This window comes from Brevibacillus thermoruber 423, assembly GCF_000454065.1.
Lineage (GTDB): Bacteria > Bacillota > Bacilli > Brevibacillales > Brevibacillaceae > Brevibacillus > Brevibacillus thermoruber.
The window spans coordinates 109,004-123,855 of sequence record NZ_KE695652.1; the positions used below are offsets into that span (position 1 = coordinate 109,004).

The following is a 14,852-nucleotide window of genomic DNA, read 5'->3' on the forward strand; positions in this document are numbered from 1 at the left end:
GAATAATTTTACTTGAAACATTTGTTCGCTTCAAATGAATGTTACATCTACTGGTATATTTTTGTCGAGGTGAGTCTATTGGATGTTTTCTCTCCCGAAAAGCGCAGTGAGGTAATGGCAAGAATAAAGGGGAAAAATACGAAGCCCGAGCAACTGTTGAGAAAAGAACTGTTCCGGCTCGGCTTGAGATATCGTATTAACGTGAAAAGTCTTCCGGGAAAACCTGATATCGTCTTTCCGAAATACAAGACGGCTGTTTTCGTTAATGGATGCTTTTGGCACGGACACAGTGACTGCAAGTATTTTGTGTTGCCAAAAACAAGAAGAGAGTGGTGGCTGAGAAAAATAAATGAAACAAAAAGACGCGATGAAAGGAACATCCATGAACTGGAGAGTAAGGGATGGAACGTAATAATTATTTGGGAATGTGAAATACGCAATAACCCAAAAGGGAAAGCCCGACAACTTTATCAAATCATAACTGGTTCAGTCAATGAGACAGATTCATGACAATCTGGTTATCATGTGGGAAGTACTTTTTCTTACTTGGAAAAAAGGATGACATCGTTATGATGTTTCGATCGAATATATTTGACGATTCTTTCTTACTTGGCTAATAACCCCATTCTTGATTAGATTTTGGATGGATCTTTCACGGTTCTATTAGACAATCCGAGTTTTGAATAACCAGCAATGACTCTAAAGAGCACGCGTAGACAAAAAACATAATATTGAAAAAATGGAGATATTTTAGGAAATACACAAAAGATGTTGCAATACGTAAGTTACAATATTAATTGTCTCCGTTCGAGAATGGGATTCTGGTAAACTTGATTTATAACAGCTGTTTTGAGGAGGATATTATTCAATAATGAAAGAATGTCCTTTCTGCGATTCACATTCACTTGATATCATTCTGGAAAATAGAAACGCTATTGCATTTTATGATAAATACCCGGTTCAACGAGGACACCTGCTGATCGTCCCCAAACGGCATGCCGCTACATATTTTGATGCCACTGATGAAGAGATAATGGCTATTCACGAGCTCATTAAGAAAGGAAAAGAACTGCTTGATCGTGAATACTCTCCCGACGGCTACAACATCGGCGTCAATGTTGGGGAGTACGGCGGACAGACAGTGATGCATCTGCACGTACACTTGATTCCCCGTTACAAGGGAGACATTGACGACCCGCGTGGGGGCATTCGCAAAGCAATCCCTAATCTCGTACCTTATCCCTAAAGGAGAATTTATTATGCCGATCTACAACAAATTGATCCGTGACCGGATACCGGAAATCATTGCAGCGACTGGTAAACGATACACGACCAGCGTATTATCGGATGATGAATACCTGGTCAAGCTCCGAGAAAAGTGCCAGGAAGAGCTTAACGAGTACAACACTGCCCAATCCGATCAGGAGTGCCTGGAAGAACTGGCAGACCTGTTGGAAGTCGTATATGCGCTTGCCCGTGTTCACGGAGCTTCCCCGAGGGATCTGGAAGAGATTCGCAGATCGAAAGCGGAGAAGCGGGGAGGTTTTGAGAGAAAGGTGTTCCTTCACGAGGTAGAAGATTGATGGCAGAAGTCAGACTTGTTACCGAGAATCTACTGGCAGAAATGGTGGGGGAAATGAAAAAATCTTCCGCCATTTACATACTAACCTCCTTTGTCATGTACTCCGGTGTTCGCCTGCTTGAGCCCCATTTGAAAGAGGCAATCGAGCGTGGAGCAGAAGTAAAAGTTCTCGCTGGAGATTACCTGTTTGTGACGCAGCCACATGCGCTGCAGGCACTGCTTGATATTGACCCAAGAATGGAGGTACGTCTCTGGCGAAGCGGTGGAACAGCTTTTCATCCCAAAGCGTATCTCCTTCAATACGAAGACAACGATGGGGTTTTGATTGTTGGCTCATCGAATATGTCGCGTTCCGCATTTACCTATGGCGTTGAGTGGAATTTGGCTATGCAGGCCAAGGCGGCACCCATGACATTTGAAGAAGCGCAAACCAAATTCATGCACCTGTTTTACCATGAGCAGACTGTTTCCCTAAACAGAGAGACCTGCTTGTCTTATGCAAAGGAGTATGATGAGTATCACCGTCTGCATCCCTCACTTGTGAAAACTTGGACAGAAACGGAAGAAATCGAACTGACCATTCCGGTGGCCGAGTATGCCGAAGAGCAGAACCCTTTTGTGCTGAAAGAAGCTATCGCTCAATATGGTGGTATTGTTCCTCGTCCAGCCCAGCAAATCGCTCTCGAAGAATTGGAAAAAACGATGAGTGAAGGCTATGACAAAGCGATGGTGGTCATGGCTACCGGACTGGGAAAAACGTATTTGGCTGCTTTTTTTGCAAGGAACTTTAACAGGGTTCTCTTTATCGCCCATAGAGAAGAACTGCTATACCAGGCGCGTCGTTCCTTTGCGGAAGTGATGCCGGAACGAACCTGCGGGATCTATGACGGCCAAACAAAGGAAAGACAAGCAGATTCCGTATTTGCGTCCATATACACTTTAAGCATGAAGCGGCATCTGGAAATGTTTCGCCCTGACGAGTTTGACCTGATTATCGTGGACGAGTTTCACCATGCTGCGGCGAACTCATACAGGCGTGTGCTTGATTATTTCCAACCCGCCTTCTTGCTGGGAATCACGGCGACGCCATATAGGACAGACGGGAAAGACGTATACGCCATCTGTGATGGAAATGTTGCCTTTCAGCTCGATTTTATCGAAGCGGTGCAGCGTGGATGGTTGGCTCCGTTTCGCTACTATGGCGTTTATGACGATACGGATTATTCGCAAATTACCTGGTTGGGCACTCGTTACGATGAAGAAGAGCTGTTACAGGCACAACTCAAAGAAGAGATGGCAGCAAAAATATATGCGGCGTGGAACAAGCATAAGCAAACCAGAACCCTTGCGTTTTGCTCCTCGATACGACAGGCGGATTTCTTGAAGAATTTCTTTCAGAATCAAGGTGTTCGGGCACTTAGCCTCCACTCCAAGACGAGGGAAATGTCACGGTCAGAGGCGATTCGCCAGATGGAAAAAGGAGAGTTGGAGATCATCTTTACCGTTGATCTATTTAATGAGGGAACGGACATCCCTTCGGTGGACACGCTCTTGTTTGTTCGCCCGACGGAATCTTTAACGATTTTTACCCAGCAAGTCGGTCGTGGATTGCGATTGTATCCTTCCAAAGAGTATTGCACGATTATTGATTTGATTGGAAACTATCGCAATGCAGATGTGAAACTGAGCCTTTTTGATACAAGAACGGGTACGGAAAGAAAGAATCATGACTGGAAGCCTGTCGTACCCTTCAATTGCAGCATGGAACTGGAAACGGGCGTTATCAACCTGCTGCAAGAAATGGCGCGAAAAACACAGCCGCGAAAAGAAAAACTTCTTCAGGCGTTTGAAGACGTAAAACGCGATTTGGGGCGGATTCCAACCTATCTGGAACTTCATCTGTACGGCAGAGAAAACAGCCGTGAGTACAGACAGGAATTTAAGTCGTACATCCGTTTTCTGGATTGGGCTGGTCAATTAAGTGAACAAGAGAGTGAACTGCTGAGAAAATATGAGCATTGGCTTAACGAAGTCGAAGCGACTGGAATGGCAAAAAGCTATAAAATGATCGTCCTACTTTACATGCTCAATCGGGGTGAACAAAGATGGCATCAGCCCGTAACTCCACAGGAGGTAGCACCTTTCTTCTACCGATATTTGACGGAGAAGGAATTCCGCAAACGGATTGACTTCTCGGACAAATCATCACAGAAATTATGGACGTACAACGAGGAACAAGTGGCCAAGTTGATAGCCGAGATGCCGATGAGCAAGTGGAGCGGCAGCTCGAAGGGATTGGTTACATTCACTGACGGTGTGTTTTCCCTGAATTTCGATATAGACCCGCAGGACAGCCCGATTCTCTACCGTTGGACAAAAGATATCTGCCTGTACCGACTGCACTACCATTTTGAAAAGAAAGCGGGGGATCAAATTGAGAGAGAAAACGCATGAGGAACTGCTCGAGGAAGAACTGATATGGGAAAGACAAGAAGACGAAATTGACCTTTTTACCTGGTGGCAAAAAGGAATCGAACTCTATAGAAAGCTGTCGCGATTGGATCGGGATAATAAACGGTTCAAAATCCAATTAGCCAATCTCCTGCTAAAGGCCGGTGGCGATCTCAAAATGAGGCAGCATAACTTCAACCAGGCACTAGGACTGTTTCGAGAACTCATTTGGATGGAACCGGAGCATGCGATCGCCCACTATCGGTTAGGATTCCTCTATTATTACAAACAGGATTGGAGAAAGTCGATCCATCATTTTGAAAGGGCGTTGCGGGCCAGACCAGCGGAACGGTCTCATCAGATTCACCGAGAGCAAGAGATGAAAGCGTTATGTTATCTGGCAAAAGCGTATCAGAAGCTGAGCCTGTCCATATTTGAGAAGGCAAATGAAATGTTTGAAGCAGAGAGCGATCCTGCAGTTGCTGATGCGGTCGATCCGTTTATCGAAGAAACCAGGAGAGATCTGTATTCCTACGGGGAGTCAAAACCGTATGTGATGGTTACGCAAGATCAAACGCTATTTCTACATGAAGATGAAGTATTAAGATATCAGTCGGAAGAATTGGCAGCCAATGAAGTTCGACTGGATTTTCTGGGAGAAGAGATTTACCTCATCTTTCCATCACATGTCCGTATCAAACTATCCGAACAATTGGGCAAGTTACTCCGTTTTCTAATGGAAAACAAAAGACCTGTTTCTGCACAAACCATTCGAGAAAACATCTTTCCGGATTCAAGAAGCGAATCCATTGTACGCCGAACGATCCAAAGGCTGCGCGATGCCCTTGATCATCCTCGATTGCCAGTTGATCTTATTCTAACCACCATTTCGGGCTATCAATGGAATTGGCCGGGAGAGTTTACAATCTTTTATCGGAAAGATGATATTTTCTTAAAAGACATCATACACTTCTAACTGCCACGGGCCTAGAGCTCGTGGTTTTCTTATTTTTACGTATCAAGTGCAGCGCGTTACATCGTTTAACAGTCGGTCTCTACAATAAGAAACAGAAAAGTGAAGGCAGAGAAAGGATGAGTGAGGATGTCTAAGATGATTACGTGGGAAAGGGCTTTTGTCAGGATGGGATTTGTTTTTGAGAAGAAGGAGGATTCATTTCTTTTCCTACGGGAAAATCCGGAGAATCTGCGATTGCTGGTAGGCATGCTGCAATACTTAGGGGTAAAGGATCATTTCCAGGGATCGACCTTTACACCACCGACTTCGGAAGTAGAGGAAGACCAGTTTATTGCCGCGTTTTATGAAGGCAGAGGAGCTCGTGATGATTTTCCGGGGGAAGTGGAATCGGTCATTCTTCATGCGCTCGATCCATATATTGCCGGAATCGTCCGATGGTGTTCGGCGATTGGCATTAAGACGGCCATGAGCTGTGACGGACACGGGAAACGGTATCCTTCCCTCTATTTTCATCGGGGAGAACATCACTACGCGACCATTCTCGATTCTTGTCTTGCTCTGCTTTCTAACGGAAGATGGCAGTTCAAGTACAACTATCAGGCAGCGGGCGGGCGATTGATGATAAGACATTCATCGGCCGAGATGCGAGATGTTGCTCCACTCAAAGAAAGAAGATTCGAACAGTACTGGCTGCTTGATGTGGCTGAAGCGCTTTACCGTAATCAGTATATGCTTCGTGATCTGGTGCAGACGATGAATGCAGTCATGAAGACAAACGGCAAAACAAAGGGAGAGGATAAGGATGAAAAAGCTGGCATCTGAACTGTATGACTTGTTGCAAATCATCGCTCCGAGCGGAAAAGAAGAGAGAGTTGTCCATTATATCAAACCGAAGATGGAGAAATGGCTGGATCATGTTTGGATTGACCATTACGGGAATCTGTTGGGGGAAAGGCAATACGGCACAGGAACCGGACCTACCATATTGTTATCTGCCCACATGGATAGCGTCGACGGAGTAGAACCTGACAGGGAAGTTCTGAGGGAAGGGGATATATATTACTCCTCCGCCGGCATTCTCGGTGCAGACGACCGGGCAGGTATGGCGATTGTCATGGCTGTCATCCGTAATCTAGGAGCAACTGCATTCAACGGAAAGCTCAAGGTTGCCTTTACCCGAGAGGAAGAGATCGGCAGAAGAGGTTCCCAAGCGCTGGATATGGCGTGGCTGCATGATGTTGAAGTAGCGATTGTAGTGGACCGAAGAGGAAATCGGGATATCGTCACTTCCTTCGCCGATGTGCAGCCATTCTGCCATCCCTCTGTGGGACAATTCTTTGAAGAAGCTGGTCGTATGTGCGGAATGCCGGACTGGAAAGCAGTCAGAGGTGGAATCAGTGATGCTTGTACATTCGCGTCATACGGAATCAACAGCGTGAATCTGTCGGCAGGGTACCAATACGAGCATACCTGGGATGAGTTTGTAAGTATTACCTCATGTAAAGAGACTGTTCAGTTGATCTTAGCTGTACTTGATTTGGCGGGAAAACGTGGGGTGGGATTTGTGAACCAAGCGCAGGTATAATAAAGGATTTTTTGTGCCGATACCGGAGACAAGTTATTATTAAAGAAAATAATTAAAGTGATAAAGGAGAGAGAATATGGAAAATAATCATAAGCTTGCCTTAATCGTTGCATACTTTCTTTCGAGATTTGATAATAGGGGATTGAAAAAGCTAGGCTATAAAGGTTTTACAGATGCATTCAATGACATCGGGCGGAAGCTGGGTGTAAAACCAAATACAGTTAAGAACATGCGAGATGAATTTGATCCTTTACATGATAACAATAGAAAAGGATGGTACCAACGTGAATTGAGACCTAGTAGATTAGAGGTTTTGGAAAAATATCAGTCTCTTAGCGAAAACGCACTTCTGGAAATTGTCCGGGATATTTTAAAAATTCATGCAGAAGATTCTGCCGAATTTGTCAACGCCGACTTTATTTTGACCCACCATCGCCGGTTTAGAATTGACCCACCCGGCGATTTTTTGTTGGTTAGGTGGTAGAGGGGGAGCCGTAGGCTCCAGTCCTCATCTTCTCACGAAGTCGGTAACTATTCCCCCTAATATTGACGATGTGGGAATGGTGTAAGAGCCGATCCAGGATAGCCGTAGCAAGTATCGGATCGCCCATCAGTTCCCCCCATTCACCGAAACTCTTGTTGCTGGTCAACAGAATACTCCCTCTCTCGTATCTTGCACTTACTACCTGGAAAAAGAGGTTAGCTGCCAAACTGTCAAACGGTAAGTAACCAATTTCGTCAATAATCAGGAGCTTTGGTCGAATATAGATGCGTAGGCGTTTATCCAGCCTGTTTTCCGTGTAAGCTTTTCGCAGATCTTCGATGAGTTGCGAGAGACTGACAAAGTAAACGGATATCCCTTGCGAGATGGCTTCTACAGCCAACGCCACCGCCAGATGACTTTTTCCTACTCCGGGAGGCCCTAAGAACAAGACATTCTCGTGTCGGGTTACAAAAGTCATCGTGGCCAGCTCTCGAATCAACCGTTCGTCAATGCTGGGTTGGAAAGCAAAATCGAACTCCTCCAGCGTTTTTCGGTAAGGCAAGTGTGCGAGTTTGGTGCGTACCTCCATATTCCGTTTTTGACGTTCCGCTATCTCTGCATCTAGAAGCATGTTGAGAAAGGACAGATAGGTGGGCTGTCCATGACTTGCCGCTTCCAAATGGGCATCCAAGAGTAGAGCCGCTTGCTGAAGCCCAAGTTCCTCAAGACGTAGCCGTGCCTGTTCCAGTTCAATCATGCTCCCACCCCCGTCAGCTGCTCATAGACATCCAGCGAACGCACTTCCACTTGCTGCGATGAAATCTGTCGGGCTTGCGGACGTGGATAGGCATATCCTTGAGCAGTCGTAAGACCTGCATACTGGTTTTCACAAAAAACAGTTGCACGGGATCGATAGACCTTTTGGTGTCGAGCAATACATGTGCCGTCGGCCCAGATTTCCACCCACCCATTCACTTCTCGCACGGTACCCTCACGTCCACTGTACCTCCATGGAACCCCATATCGTACACCATCGTAGCTAACAAATCCGTCTCGGCTGACCTGTCTCGGTTCATGCAAGTATTTTTCCCATCGTTCAGCTGAAGGGATAGGCGACAGATTTTCCTCACGGAGTCGGTCGATGGGACGTTCGCCGGTTGTTCCATGAATACGGCGGTTAATCCGCTCGCACCAGTGTAGGGCTTGTTGATTGAGATCCTGTAAATCAACGAAGCGTTTGCCAGGAAGAAAGTTGTTTTTTACGTATTGAACGCCTCGTTCCACTTTTCCCTTTGTTTCGGGGCGTCGAACTTTGCATACTTTTGGAACAAGCCCAATCGCTGCAGCAAAGTCGGCAAAAAGCGGATGCCAGCGAGGTTTTCGATCATCTCCCATGCCCAGTACGACGGTTTTCATCTGGTCGGTCAGCATTACCTTTGGGATGCCCCCAAAATATTCAAAAGCATGAATCAAGCAACGAAGAAAGCTGTGAATGTCACAACGCTTAGTGAACTCTATATAGGTGGAACGAGAGTACCCCAATACCATGACAAATACCGGCACTTTTCGGACTGTACCGTCCAAATCTACGTAATCACACAGTCCCCAGTCGACCTGTGCATATTCACCAGGTTTCGTCTCGTAACGAAGAACAGCGGGAACTTGTTTGGGAGGACGGAAGTCCTTCACATAGTCTTTCAAGATGGTACGTCCCCCGGTATACCCCTTTTCTCGTAGAAGATCGAATAAAACCTCGCAGTTATAGATACCTTCTTGAAGACGTTCCTGCAGGAACGGTTTATACGGATCAAGCTTGGAACCACGAGATTTACGGGTTCCCTTTTCGGGGGAGAATTCACCCCGGAGATATCGGCGAACTGTATTTCGAGAATGCCCCGTTAGACGGGCAATTTCACGAATACTCTTGCCTTCTGCCCTCATGGTATGTAACGATATCACTATCCCACTCCTTAGCATGTGTCTCCCTCCGAAGATTAACTTGGCCGTTAATACCGAAGGGGATATATTCGCTAAGGGTGGGTCATTTTCTTTCCGGCGAACCTGGGTCAATTATATCCCGGCGGTGACAGAATTAAATAATACTATCAATATTTACCTCGAATCAGTTTGTGAAACTGATAAAGATGGGGAAACCAACCAAAGGGAATTTGGTACAAGAGGTATTACTGGCAAAATAGCTGAAGAAATTTTTCTTTATGAATATCAGAAAGGATCAATTAATGGTTTGAGTGGAAGTCTTATTGATAAAAGACATGACGGTTGTGGATATGATTTTGAAACGGTAGACTTCCCCAAATACGTATTTGAAGTAAAAGGCTTATCATCAGAACGAGGTGGTGTGACTTTTACTGACAAAGAGTGGAGTGTTGCAGAAGCTTTGGGGGAAAATTATATTTTGGTGCTGGTTAGTAATATTACTTATGCACCAGTAATAAAAACGATTCCTAATCCATATAAGATGTTTAGACCAACTAAAAGAGTGTTTACAACGATTGCGATAAATTGGTCAGTTGACAGTTCGCAACTATTTTCTTTATAAGGGTTAACTAGCAGGAACCAAGTGGAAACATCAGAAGAAATGAATGATCTTGCGTCGGCGGAGGATAAAATACTGTTGATTATGGTAATAAGTATCGTTACTCCTTAGTTAGGTTGTGGTACAATCAAAAGGATTAGGTAACAATCATTATGTATAATCCTAGTACCCTCAACCCAAACCCGTTCTTACGTGGTCATTCGCTTAGCCGATGTGTAAAGTTGGTTATGTACCTGCGGAAGCCAGCTACGCTAACAACACTGATGGCACTGCGACGATCAAGTTTACAACTGGTTCTAACCTGGATCTTACTAAGACCTATAAAGTTAAAACCAACTCCACAGTATCTGGTACCAAAGACATCACTGGCATTCTGTTAGCAGCTAACTCCGTATTCGCTGCGGTTCAAAACCAAATTGCACCAACTGTTAAGGGTGTCAGCGTACGCGAAGATAACAAGATTCGCGTAGTGTTTGATAAAGCAATGGGTCTGGTTGCTCCTTCCGACTTCCGTGTAACGGTTGGTTCTAGCACTCAAACGACTACATGTGTAACGCCAATTAACTCTACAGTATTTGATTTGACACTTGGTACCGCAATCGATGTAAATGCTACACCAAGCATCACCACTGCAGTTAACCCGCAATCTGAAGATACTTTCGGAGCTAAGCAGGGTGCAATCACCAATGCAATCACAGCAGATAACTTCAAAGTGAACACCGTTCGTCTGGACCAAGGTGCGGCTGTTGCAGTAGCTGGTGATGAGACAATTACTATCACTTTCAATGACAGTTTGGATGCTGACAGCATTAAGACTGGCTGGACTGGTGCCGCTGCAACAACTGCTTCTGTGTTCTTGATGATTCCAACGAGACAATTACATTGCCGGGTGTTGGTGTACTGACCTTCGACTCGAACGTTGTCGCTCAGGATGCAACACTTACGAATGCTGAGTACACTCTCGATGGCAATAAGCTGGTAGTTAAGTTGGTTTTACAGCAGCCAATGTAAACAGTAAAAAGCCAAGCAATCTCGCTGAATTACTTTTAGGATCAACCTCCTAGAAACCGGAATCTAGTTAAGTCAAGTAAACAAGCCAATACTTAAAAACTGAAAATTATAAAAATGTAGTTAAACATGGCTTTTAGCCTAATAATTTAGTCCTAGATTACCAATAACACCAGTAAACGTTCGTATTTTTATTTTCCCCTTAGCTCGTACCTGAGGGGGATTTTCTTTTTTGCGTAACAGCTCAAAATTCAAACGTATATTATTTCCCTGATCCCACACCCGAAGGGAGACAAAAACCGACTTTCGTCCACTCCAACACTTTCAAAACAATTACATAAACGTCAACATCAACGCTAACGTATACGTAGGTGTTGACGAAACCAAAACATCAGAGCAGGAGTGGAAGAAATGAACGACACGAAATCAATCCTTGCTAGAGTACTTGCCCAGCAGGAAGCAAGAAAGGCCGCACAAGCAGCCGAAAACCAACAGCAGTGAGCTTCCACAGAGAGAGCAAATGGAGTACCTCTCAAGGCAGTAGAGCAATAAATCCAAGAGAGGAGGAACCATGCGCCGAAATCGACGGAAGACCAACAAACCACGGCTTTGAGGGAAAGCCACGTCAAACCAACAAGGCTGAAGGGACAGACAAAGTTGGCAAACCGGAGACCGTACTTCTACCGTCACAGCGGCTGTCTTCGATGAAGATTCCGAAGAGACAAGCCCCGTTCGAGAAACGGTACAGAAGGGTCACGACGTACCTGGAGAACGGCGTGTACGACAAGGTGCAGCAGCTGTACGAGTCGGGGAGATCGACCGGATTAGCAACCTGGTCAACACGGCTTGTCAGGCTGTACCTCATGAAGCACTACGGGTACGGCAGAAAAGAGCAGCCCGAAATCCCTCGCAAAACTACCACCTTGAGGGCTGCTTGTAGCTTATCAAGAATACTAAAGGGGCAATAAATCCGTTCTTGAATGGCTAGCAGTCTAATGTTACAATTTTCTGTATTGTACATTTTTTACAGGGGGTTGAGTATGTACGGGATTTTTCACAGAGTGGGCGTAACCCTGCTTTTACTGATGATGTTTGTGATAGGGATACCGGGACAGTCTTCAGCAGATACGAATGTAAAATCTTTCGACAACTACAAGCAGGTTTGGAGCTTCTCAACAGGAACGAGCCCTTATGCCGCTACACCCCAGATACTGGAGGCGCGAATGGATGGGAGTGTATTGTATGGCCTGGCGAATACGGATGGACACTTCTTTGAGATTGGCTTGCGAAATGCCAGTGGGAAGATACTTTGGAAGCGGAGCGACGTCTATATTTATGAATACCGTCTAAACCAGTCATACGTGGTTGCTCTCGCCTTCACTCCAACGAAAGATTACCGGCAAGATAGCATACTTGTCATCAGAAAGTCTGACGGAAAGATCGTAAAGAGCTTCTCTTTAGAACCTTATGGTATCATCATCACCCCATACAACGTGTTCGAACTTGATCAGCAAAACCGTATTTATATTCCGGTGGACAATCGGTTACTGGCGCTTGATGTGACCGGACGAAAATTATGGGAGGTACGCTCGGACAACCCGAATGTTGCCTATCATCGTCCGATCATACTGGATGGAGAACGTCTGGTTACCTGGACCGACTGTAGTGGTTATGGGGTCTGCTCAGAGGACATGTATCGGTTCATGATGCTGTCAACAAGAACAGGCCAAGCCTATTGGGCAATCAATCAGCATGTGAACACTGACTTTCCCATCGTACAGAAAGATCGAATCATCGTAGAAAACAGCTCTGGATGTTTCGCCTTTCGTTTGGATAGCGGAGAACTCCTTTGGCGTTTCCACGAAAACGGAAGTGTGGAACCCGAAGGTATTGATCCGGAAGGGAGAATTTATATTAGCGAAATAGAACCGGATCACCAAGGACATGCGATCACAAGGAAAGTTCTTTCGTTGGACCGAAATGGCGCACTATTATGGAGTACAAACATAAATCTGCCTTCTTTTACCATTCGCGGTGTATCGGCAAACGGAAAAATTGTCTATGCGGATTCGGATTACGGTGTGTATTACATGGATCGGGCATCAGGAAAAATACTGGCCTCCATCCCCTATTATCGTGCTCCGGGTAGCAAGGTCCCCACAGGCCCCATTGCGAAAAGCTTTGGGAACAGCCTGCTCTTTACTGAAGAATGGTATCAGTCCAAGGGAGATTGGTTTAGAACCATGTGGAATGTTCGGTTGCAGGTATATACCAAGCTCGGGAAAAAGGTTGGAGGAATTACCTTTACAAATCGTGGGCCAGTGTACGATGCCTACGTTGGTCCGGATTTCCGATTGTATGTAACAGATTCTCATTCAATAAAAGCATTTGCCCCGGTCACCATGAAGTGAGGGGGATAGGTGTTTGTCGCCATTTAAGAAATGTCGAAAGGGTCTACCACAGTCTCCGACCAAGATCCCGAAGAGACAAGCCCCGATCGACAAGAGGTGCCGAAGAGTCACTACCTACCTGGAGAATGGCGTCTACGACAAGGTGCAGCCGCTGTACGAGTTGGAGAGATCGATCGGAGCATCAACCTGGTCAACACGGCGGTCAAACTGTACCTGATAAACACTACGATTACAGCAGCAAAGAGTAGCCCGAAATCCCGCGCAGAACGTCCTGTGCGCGGACAAAAACGAAAAAGTGATGCAACTCACAGCCCTACGTCCCTGAGCGGATGTAGGGCCTTTTGCGTTCTACCGGAGATGTAAAAACAAAAATCAAACTCTATTAATCTATCTTTGGTCACAAAATGGTCACACACTCTAGAAAAACGTGGGAAACTAACGGAAACTATCAAACTAGCAAATGCCCGAAAACCCTTGATACAAGTGGATTTTCGGGAACTCCCGGAAACATGCGGAAATGGCTCTATGAATCTTGAGAGGATGGGAGTCGCTGTTCGAACCCTGTCTGGATCACCATAAGAAGCTGAAACCCTTGAGAAATCAAGGGTTTTTTGATTTCCCATTTTGTGGGCTGGTTCAAAATGGGAGTGGAAACGTCTTCGGAAGAATCAGCTTAAAGAACAGGGACAGCCTGCGAGGAACAAATCCTCCGGCGCCCGGACGAGAACGTTAAAGAGTTCCGTCCAGCCGGCCGCAGCGCAAAATTTGTGAAGATCAAAGCCAGCCAGAAGGCGAAGAGACGGCTCAGAAAGCTGTCACTCGCCGAGGTTGGTTTTTCGGGGGAAGGTGAGTTTTTTTAAAAACAGAAAATAAAAAATATTCGAAACTTAATCCCTTTACATTCGTATCCCATAAGGATCACAGAAAGAGGGAGGCAGACATGGACGAGAAGAACGTAATCAAATTGAGTCCGTTGCGACCCGTCGTCGGCAAGGCGATCATCACGATCATCGTCGTTGCGCTTGCGGCACTCATCGCGTTTCAATCATTTACCATCATCAGCGCAGGGCATCGCGGGGTTGTGCTTCAATTGGGGGCCGTTCAGCCAAAGGTGTTGGATGAGGGGCTTCATTTCAAGATTCCCTTTATCCAAACCGTTATCCCCATGGAAGTACGAGTGCAAAAATCAGAGACCAGTCAAACGTCAGCCTCGCGCGACTTGCAAACGGTATCCACCACTATCGCGGTAAACCATCATCTGGATGCCAACAACGTAAACAAGTTGTATCAGCAGGTGGGGTTTGAGTACGGAAGCCGGATTGTCGACCCGGCCATTGCAGAAGCCTTGAAAGCGGTCACGGCCCAATATACAGCGGAAGAATTGGTCTCAAAACGATCGGAAGTGAGTACCAAGGTAAAAGAGGTCCTGGCCCAAAAACTGTCCGCCTATCATATCATCCTGGACGAAATCAACATCCGCGAGTTCATGTTCAGTGAAGAGTTTAACCGTGCCATTGAAGCCAAACAGGTGGCCGAGCAGCAGGCGCTCAAGTCCAAACTCGACCTGGAACGGATCAAGATTGAAAAGGAACAGGAAATCACCAAAGCACAAGCCCAGGCAGAAGCATTACGGCTGCAAAAACAAGAAGTCACGCCGGAATTGATTCAGCTCAGGCAGATTGAAGCGCAGTTAGAGGCCATTCGCCGTTGGGACGGGAAATTGCCAAATGTGACGGGCGGGGCCACTCCGTTTATTCAAGTGGAAAACAAGTAAGGGGATGGTGCCCGGCATCTCCCC

The 14,852-nt window shown here is 45.9% G+C and carries 14 protein-coding genes; 12 read left to right on the forward strand and 2 right to left on the reverse strand.

The features are described from left to right. Positions 1-69 precede the first annotated feature (69 nt). From M516_RS26330 to M516_RS23580, 8 genes are all read left to right on the forward strand, one after another. Entirely contained in the window at positions 70-510 is a 441-nt protein-coding gene (locus M516_RS26330) for a very short patch repair endonuclease (protein WP_420796326.1), read from the forward strand. Between the two features lie 361 nt (positions 511-871). Beyond that, a complete protein-coding gene (locus M516_RS0114975) occupies positions 872-1,246 on the forward strand; it encodes an HIT family protein (protein WP_029099845.1) in 375 nt (124 codons plus the stop codon). 13 nt (positions 1,247-1,259) lie between these two features. After that, positions 1,260-1,583 (forward strand): nucleoside triphosphate pyrophosphohydrolase, encoded by a 324-nt coding sequence (locus M516_RS0114980; protein WP_029099846.1) that lies wholly within the window; start codon positions 1,260-1,262, stop codon positions 1,581-1,583. Continuing rightward, positions 1,583-4,036 carry a DEAD/DEAH box helicase family protein gene (locus tag M516_RS0114985; protein ID WP_029099847.1) on the forward strand — a complete coding sequence of 818 codons (2,454 nt, stop codon included), beginning with the start codon at positions 1,583-1,585 and terminating at the stop codon, positions 4,034-4,036. The genes M516_RS0114980 and M516_RS0114985 overlap by 1 nt, the downstream gene beginning before the upstream one ends. Further along, positions 4,017-5,009 (forward strand): helix-turn-helix domain-containing protein, encoded by a 993-nt coding sequence (locus M516_RS0114990; protein WP_029099848.1) that lies wholly within the window; start codon positions 4,017-4,019, stop codon positions 5,007-5,009. The genes M516_RS0114985 and M516_RS0114990 overlap by 20 nt, the downstream gene beginning before the upstream one ends. Before the next feature lie 126 nt (positions 5,010-5,135). Beyond that, positions 5,136-5,831 carry a hypothetical protein gene (locus tag M516_RS0114995; protein WP_029099849.1) on the forward strand — a complete coding sequence of 232 codons (696 nt, stop codon included), beginning with the start codon at positions 5,136-5,138 and terminating at the stop codon, positions 5,829-5,831. Next, positions 5,812-6,594: a M20/M25/M40 family metallo-hydrolase gene (locus M516_RS24830; protein WP_081656557.1), complete on the forward strand. Its 783-nt coding sequence runs from the start codon at positions 5,812-5,814 to the stop codon at positions 6,592-6,594. The genes M516_RS0114995 and M516_RS24830 overlap by 20 nt, the downstream gene beginning before the upstream one ends. Positions 6,595-6,670: 76 nt before the next feature. Then, a complete protein-coding gene (locus M516_RS23580; protein WP_029099851.1) occupies positions 6,671-7,078 on the forward strand; it encodes a hypothetical protein in 408 nt (135 codons plus the stop codon). Here M516_RS23580 and istB read toward each other — a convergent pair. Then, positions 7,068-7,835, reverse strand: a complete 768-nt coding sequence (istB, locus tag M516_RS0115010; protein ID WP_008409491.1) for an IS21-like element helper ATPase IstB — start codon at positions 7,833-7,835, stop codon at positions 7,068-7,070. The two genes, M516_RS23580 and istB, sit on opposite strands and share 11 nt — an antisense overlap. Then, positions 7,832-9,055, reverse strand: coding sequence for an IS21 family transposase (gene istA / locus M516_RS24835; protein ID WP_008409807.1), 1,224 nt, complete (start codon positions 9,053-9,055; stop codon positions 7,832-7,834). Before istA ends, istB begins: the two co-directional genes overlap by 4 nt. Positions 9,056-9,077: 22 nt before the next feature. Here istA and M516_RS24840 point away from each other — a divergent pair, with 22 nt between their 5' ends. The 4 genes from M516_RS24840 to M516_RS0115040 all read left to right on the forward strand — a co-directional run bounded on the left by M516_RS24840 (position 9,078) and on the right by M516_RS0115040 (position 14,828). Continuing rightward, the gene (locus M516_RS24840) at positions 9,078-9,638 is read left to right on the forward strand and encodes a protein NO VEIN domain-containing protein (RefSeq protein WP_193746981.1); all 561 of its coding nucleotides are present in this window, start codon (positions 9,078-9,080) and stop codon (positions 9,636-9,638) included. 208 nt (positions 9,639-9,846) lie between these two features. Next, positions 9,847-10,539: a hypothetical protein gene (locus M516_RS25230; RefSeq protein ID WP_152523405.1), complete on the forward strand. Its 693-nt coding sequence runs from the start codon at positions 9,847-9,849 to the stop codon at positions 10,537-10,539. A 1,144-nt stretch (positions 10,540-11,683) separates the two neighbouring features. Then, positions 11,684-13,054, forward strand: coding sequence for an outer membrane protein assembly factor BamB family protein (locus tag M516_RS0115035; RefSeq protein WP_029099852.1), 1,371 nt, complete (start codon positions 11,684-11,686; stop codon positions 13,052-13,054). Positions 13,055-13,994: 940 nt separating this feature from the next. Continuing rightward, entirely contained in the window at positions 13,995-14,828 is an 834-nt protein-coding gene (locus M516_RS0115040; protein ID WP_029099853.1) for a prohibitin family protein, read from the forward strand. Positions 14,829-14,852: the final 24 nt, after the last annotated feature.

Excerpts from the sequence above, each read along its gene's own strand:
- M516_RS0115035 (WP_029099852.1), top strand. The coding sequence starts at position 11,684 with ATGTACGGGATTTTTCACAGAGTGGGCGTAACCCTGCTTTTACTGATG.
- istA (WP_008409807.1), bottom strand. The coding sequence starts at position 9,055 with ATGCTAAGGAGTGGGATAGTGATATCGTTACATACCATGAGGGCAGAA.
- M516_RS25230 (WP_152523405.1), top strand. The coding sequence starts at position 9,847 with ATGTGTAAAGTTGGTTATGTACCTGCGGAAGCCAGCTACGCTAACAAC.
- M516_RS0115040 (WP_029099853.1), top strand. The coding sequence starts at position 13,995 with ATGGACGAGAAGAACGTAATCAAATTGAGTCCGTTGCGACCCGTCGTC.
- istB (WP_008409491.1), bottom strand. The coding sequence starts at position 7,835 with ATGATTGAACTGGAACAGGCACGGCTACGTCTTGAGGAACTTGGGCTT.
- M516_RS0114975 (WP_029099845.1), top strand. The coding sequence starts at position 872 with ATGAAAGAATGTCCTTTCTGCGATTCACATTCACTTGATATCATTCTG.
- M516_RS0114980 (WP_029099846.1), top strand. The coding sequence starts at position 1,260 with ATGCCGATCTACAACAAATTGATCCGTGACCGGATACCGGAAATCATT.
- M516_RS24830 (WP_081656557.1), top strand. The coding sequence starts at position 5,812 with ATGAAAAAGCTGGCATCTGAACTGTATGACTTGTTGCAAATCATCGCT.
- M516_RS23580 (WP_029099851.1), top strand. The coding sequence starts at position 6,671 with ATGGAAAATAATCATAAGCTTGCCTTAATCGTTGCATACTTTCTTTCG.
- M516_RS0114985 (WP_029099847.1), top strand. The coding sequence starts at position 1,583 with ATGGCAGAAGTCAGACTTGTTACCGAGAATCTACTGGCAGAAATGGTG.
- M516_RS0114995 (WP_029099849.1), top strand. The coding sequence starts at position 5,136 with ATGTCTAAGATGATTACGTGGGAAAGGGCTTTTGTCAGGATGGGATTT.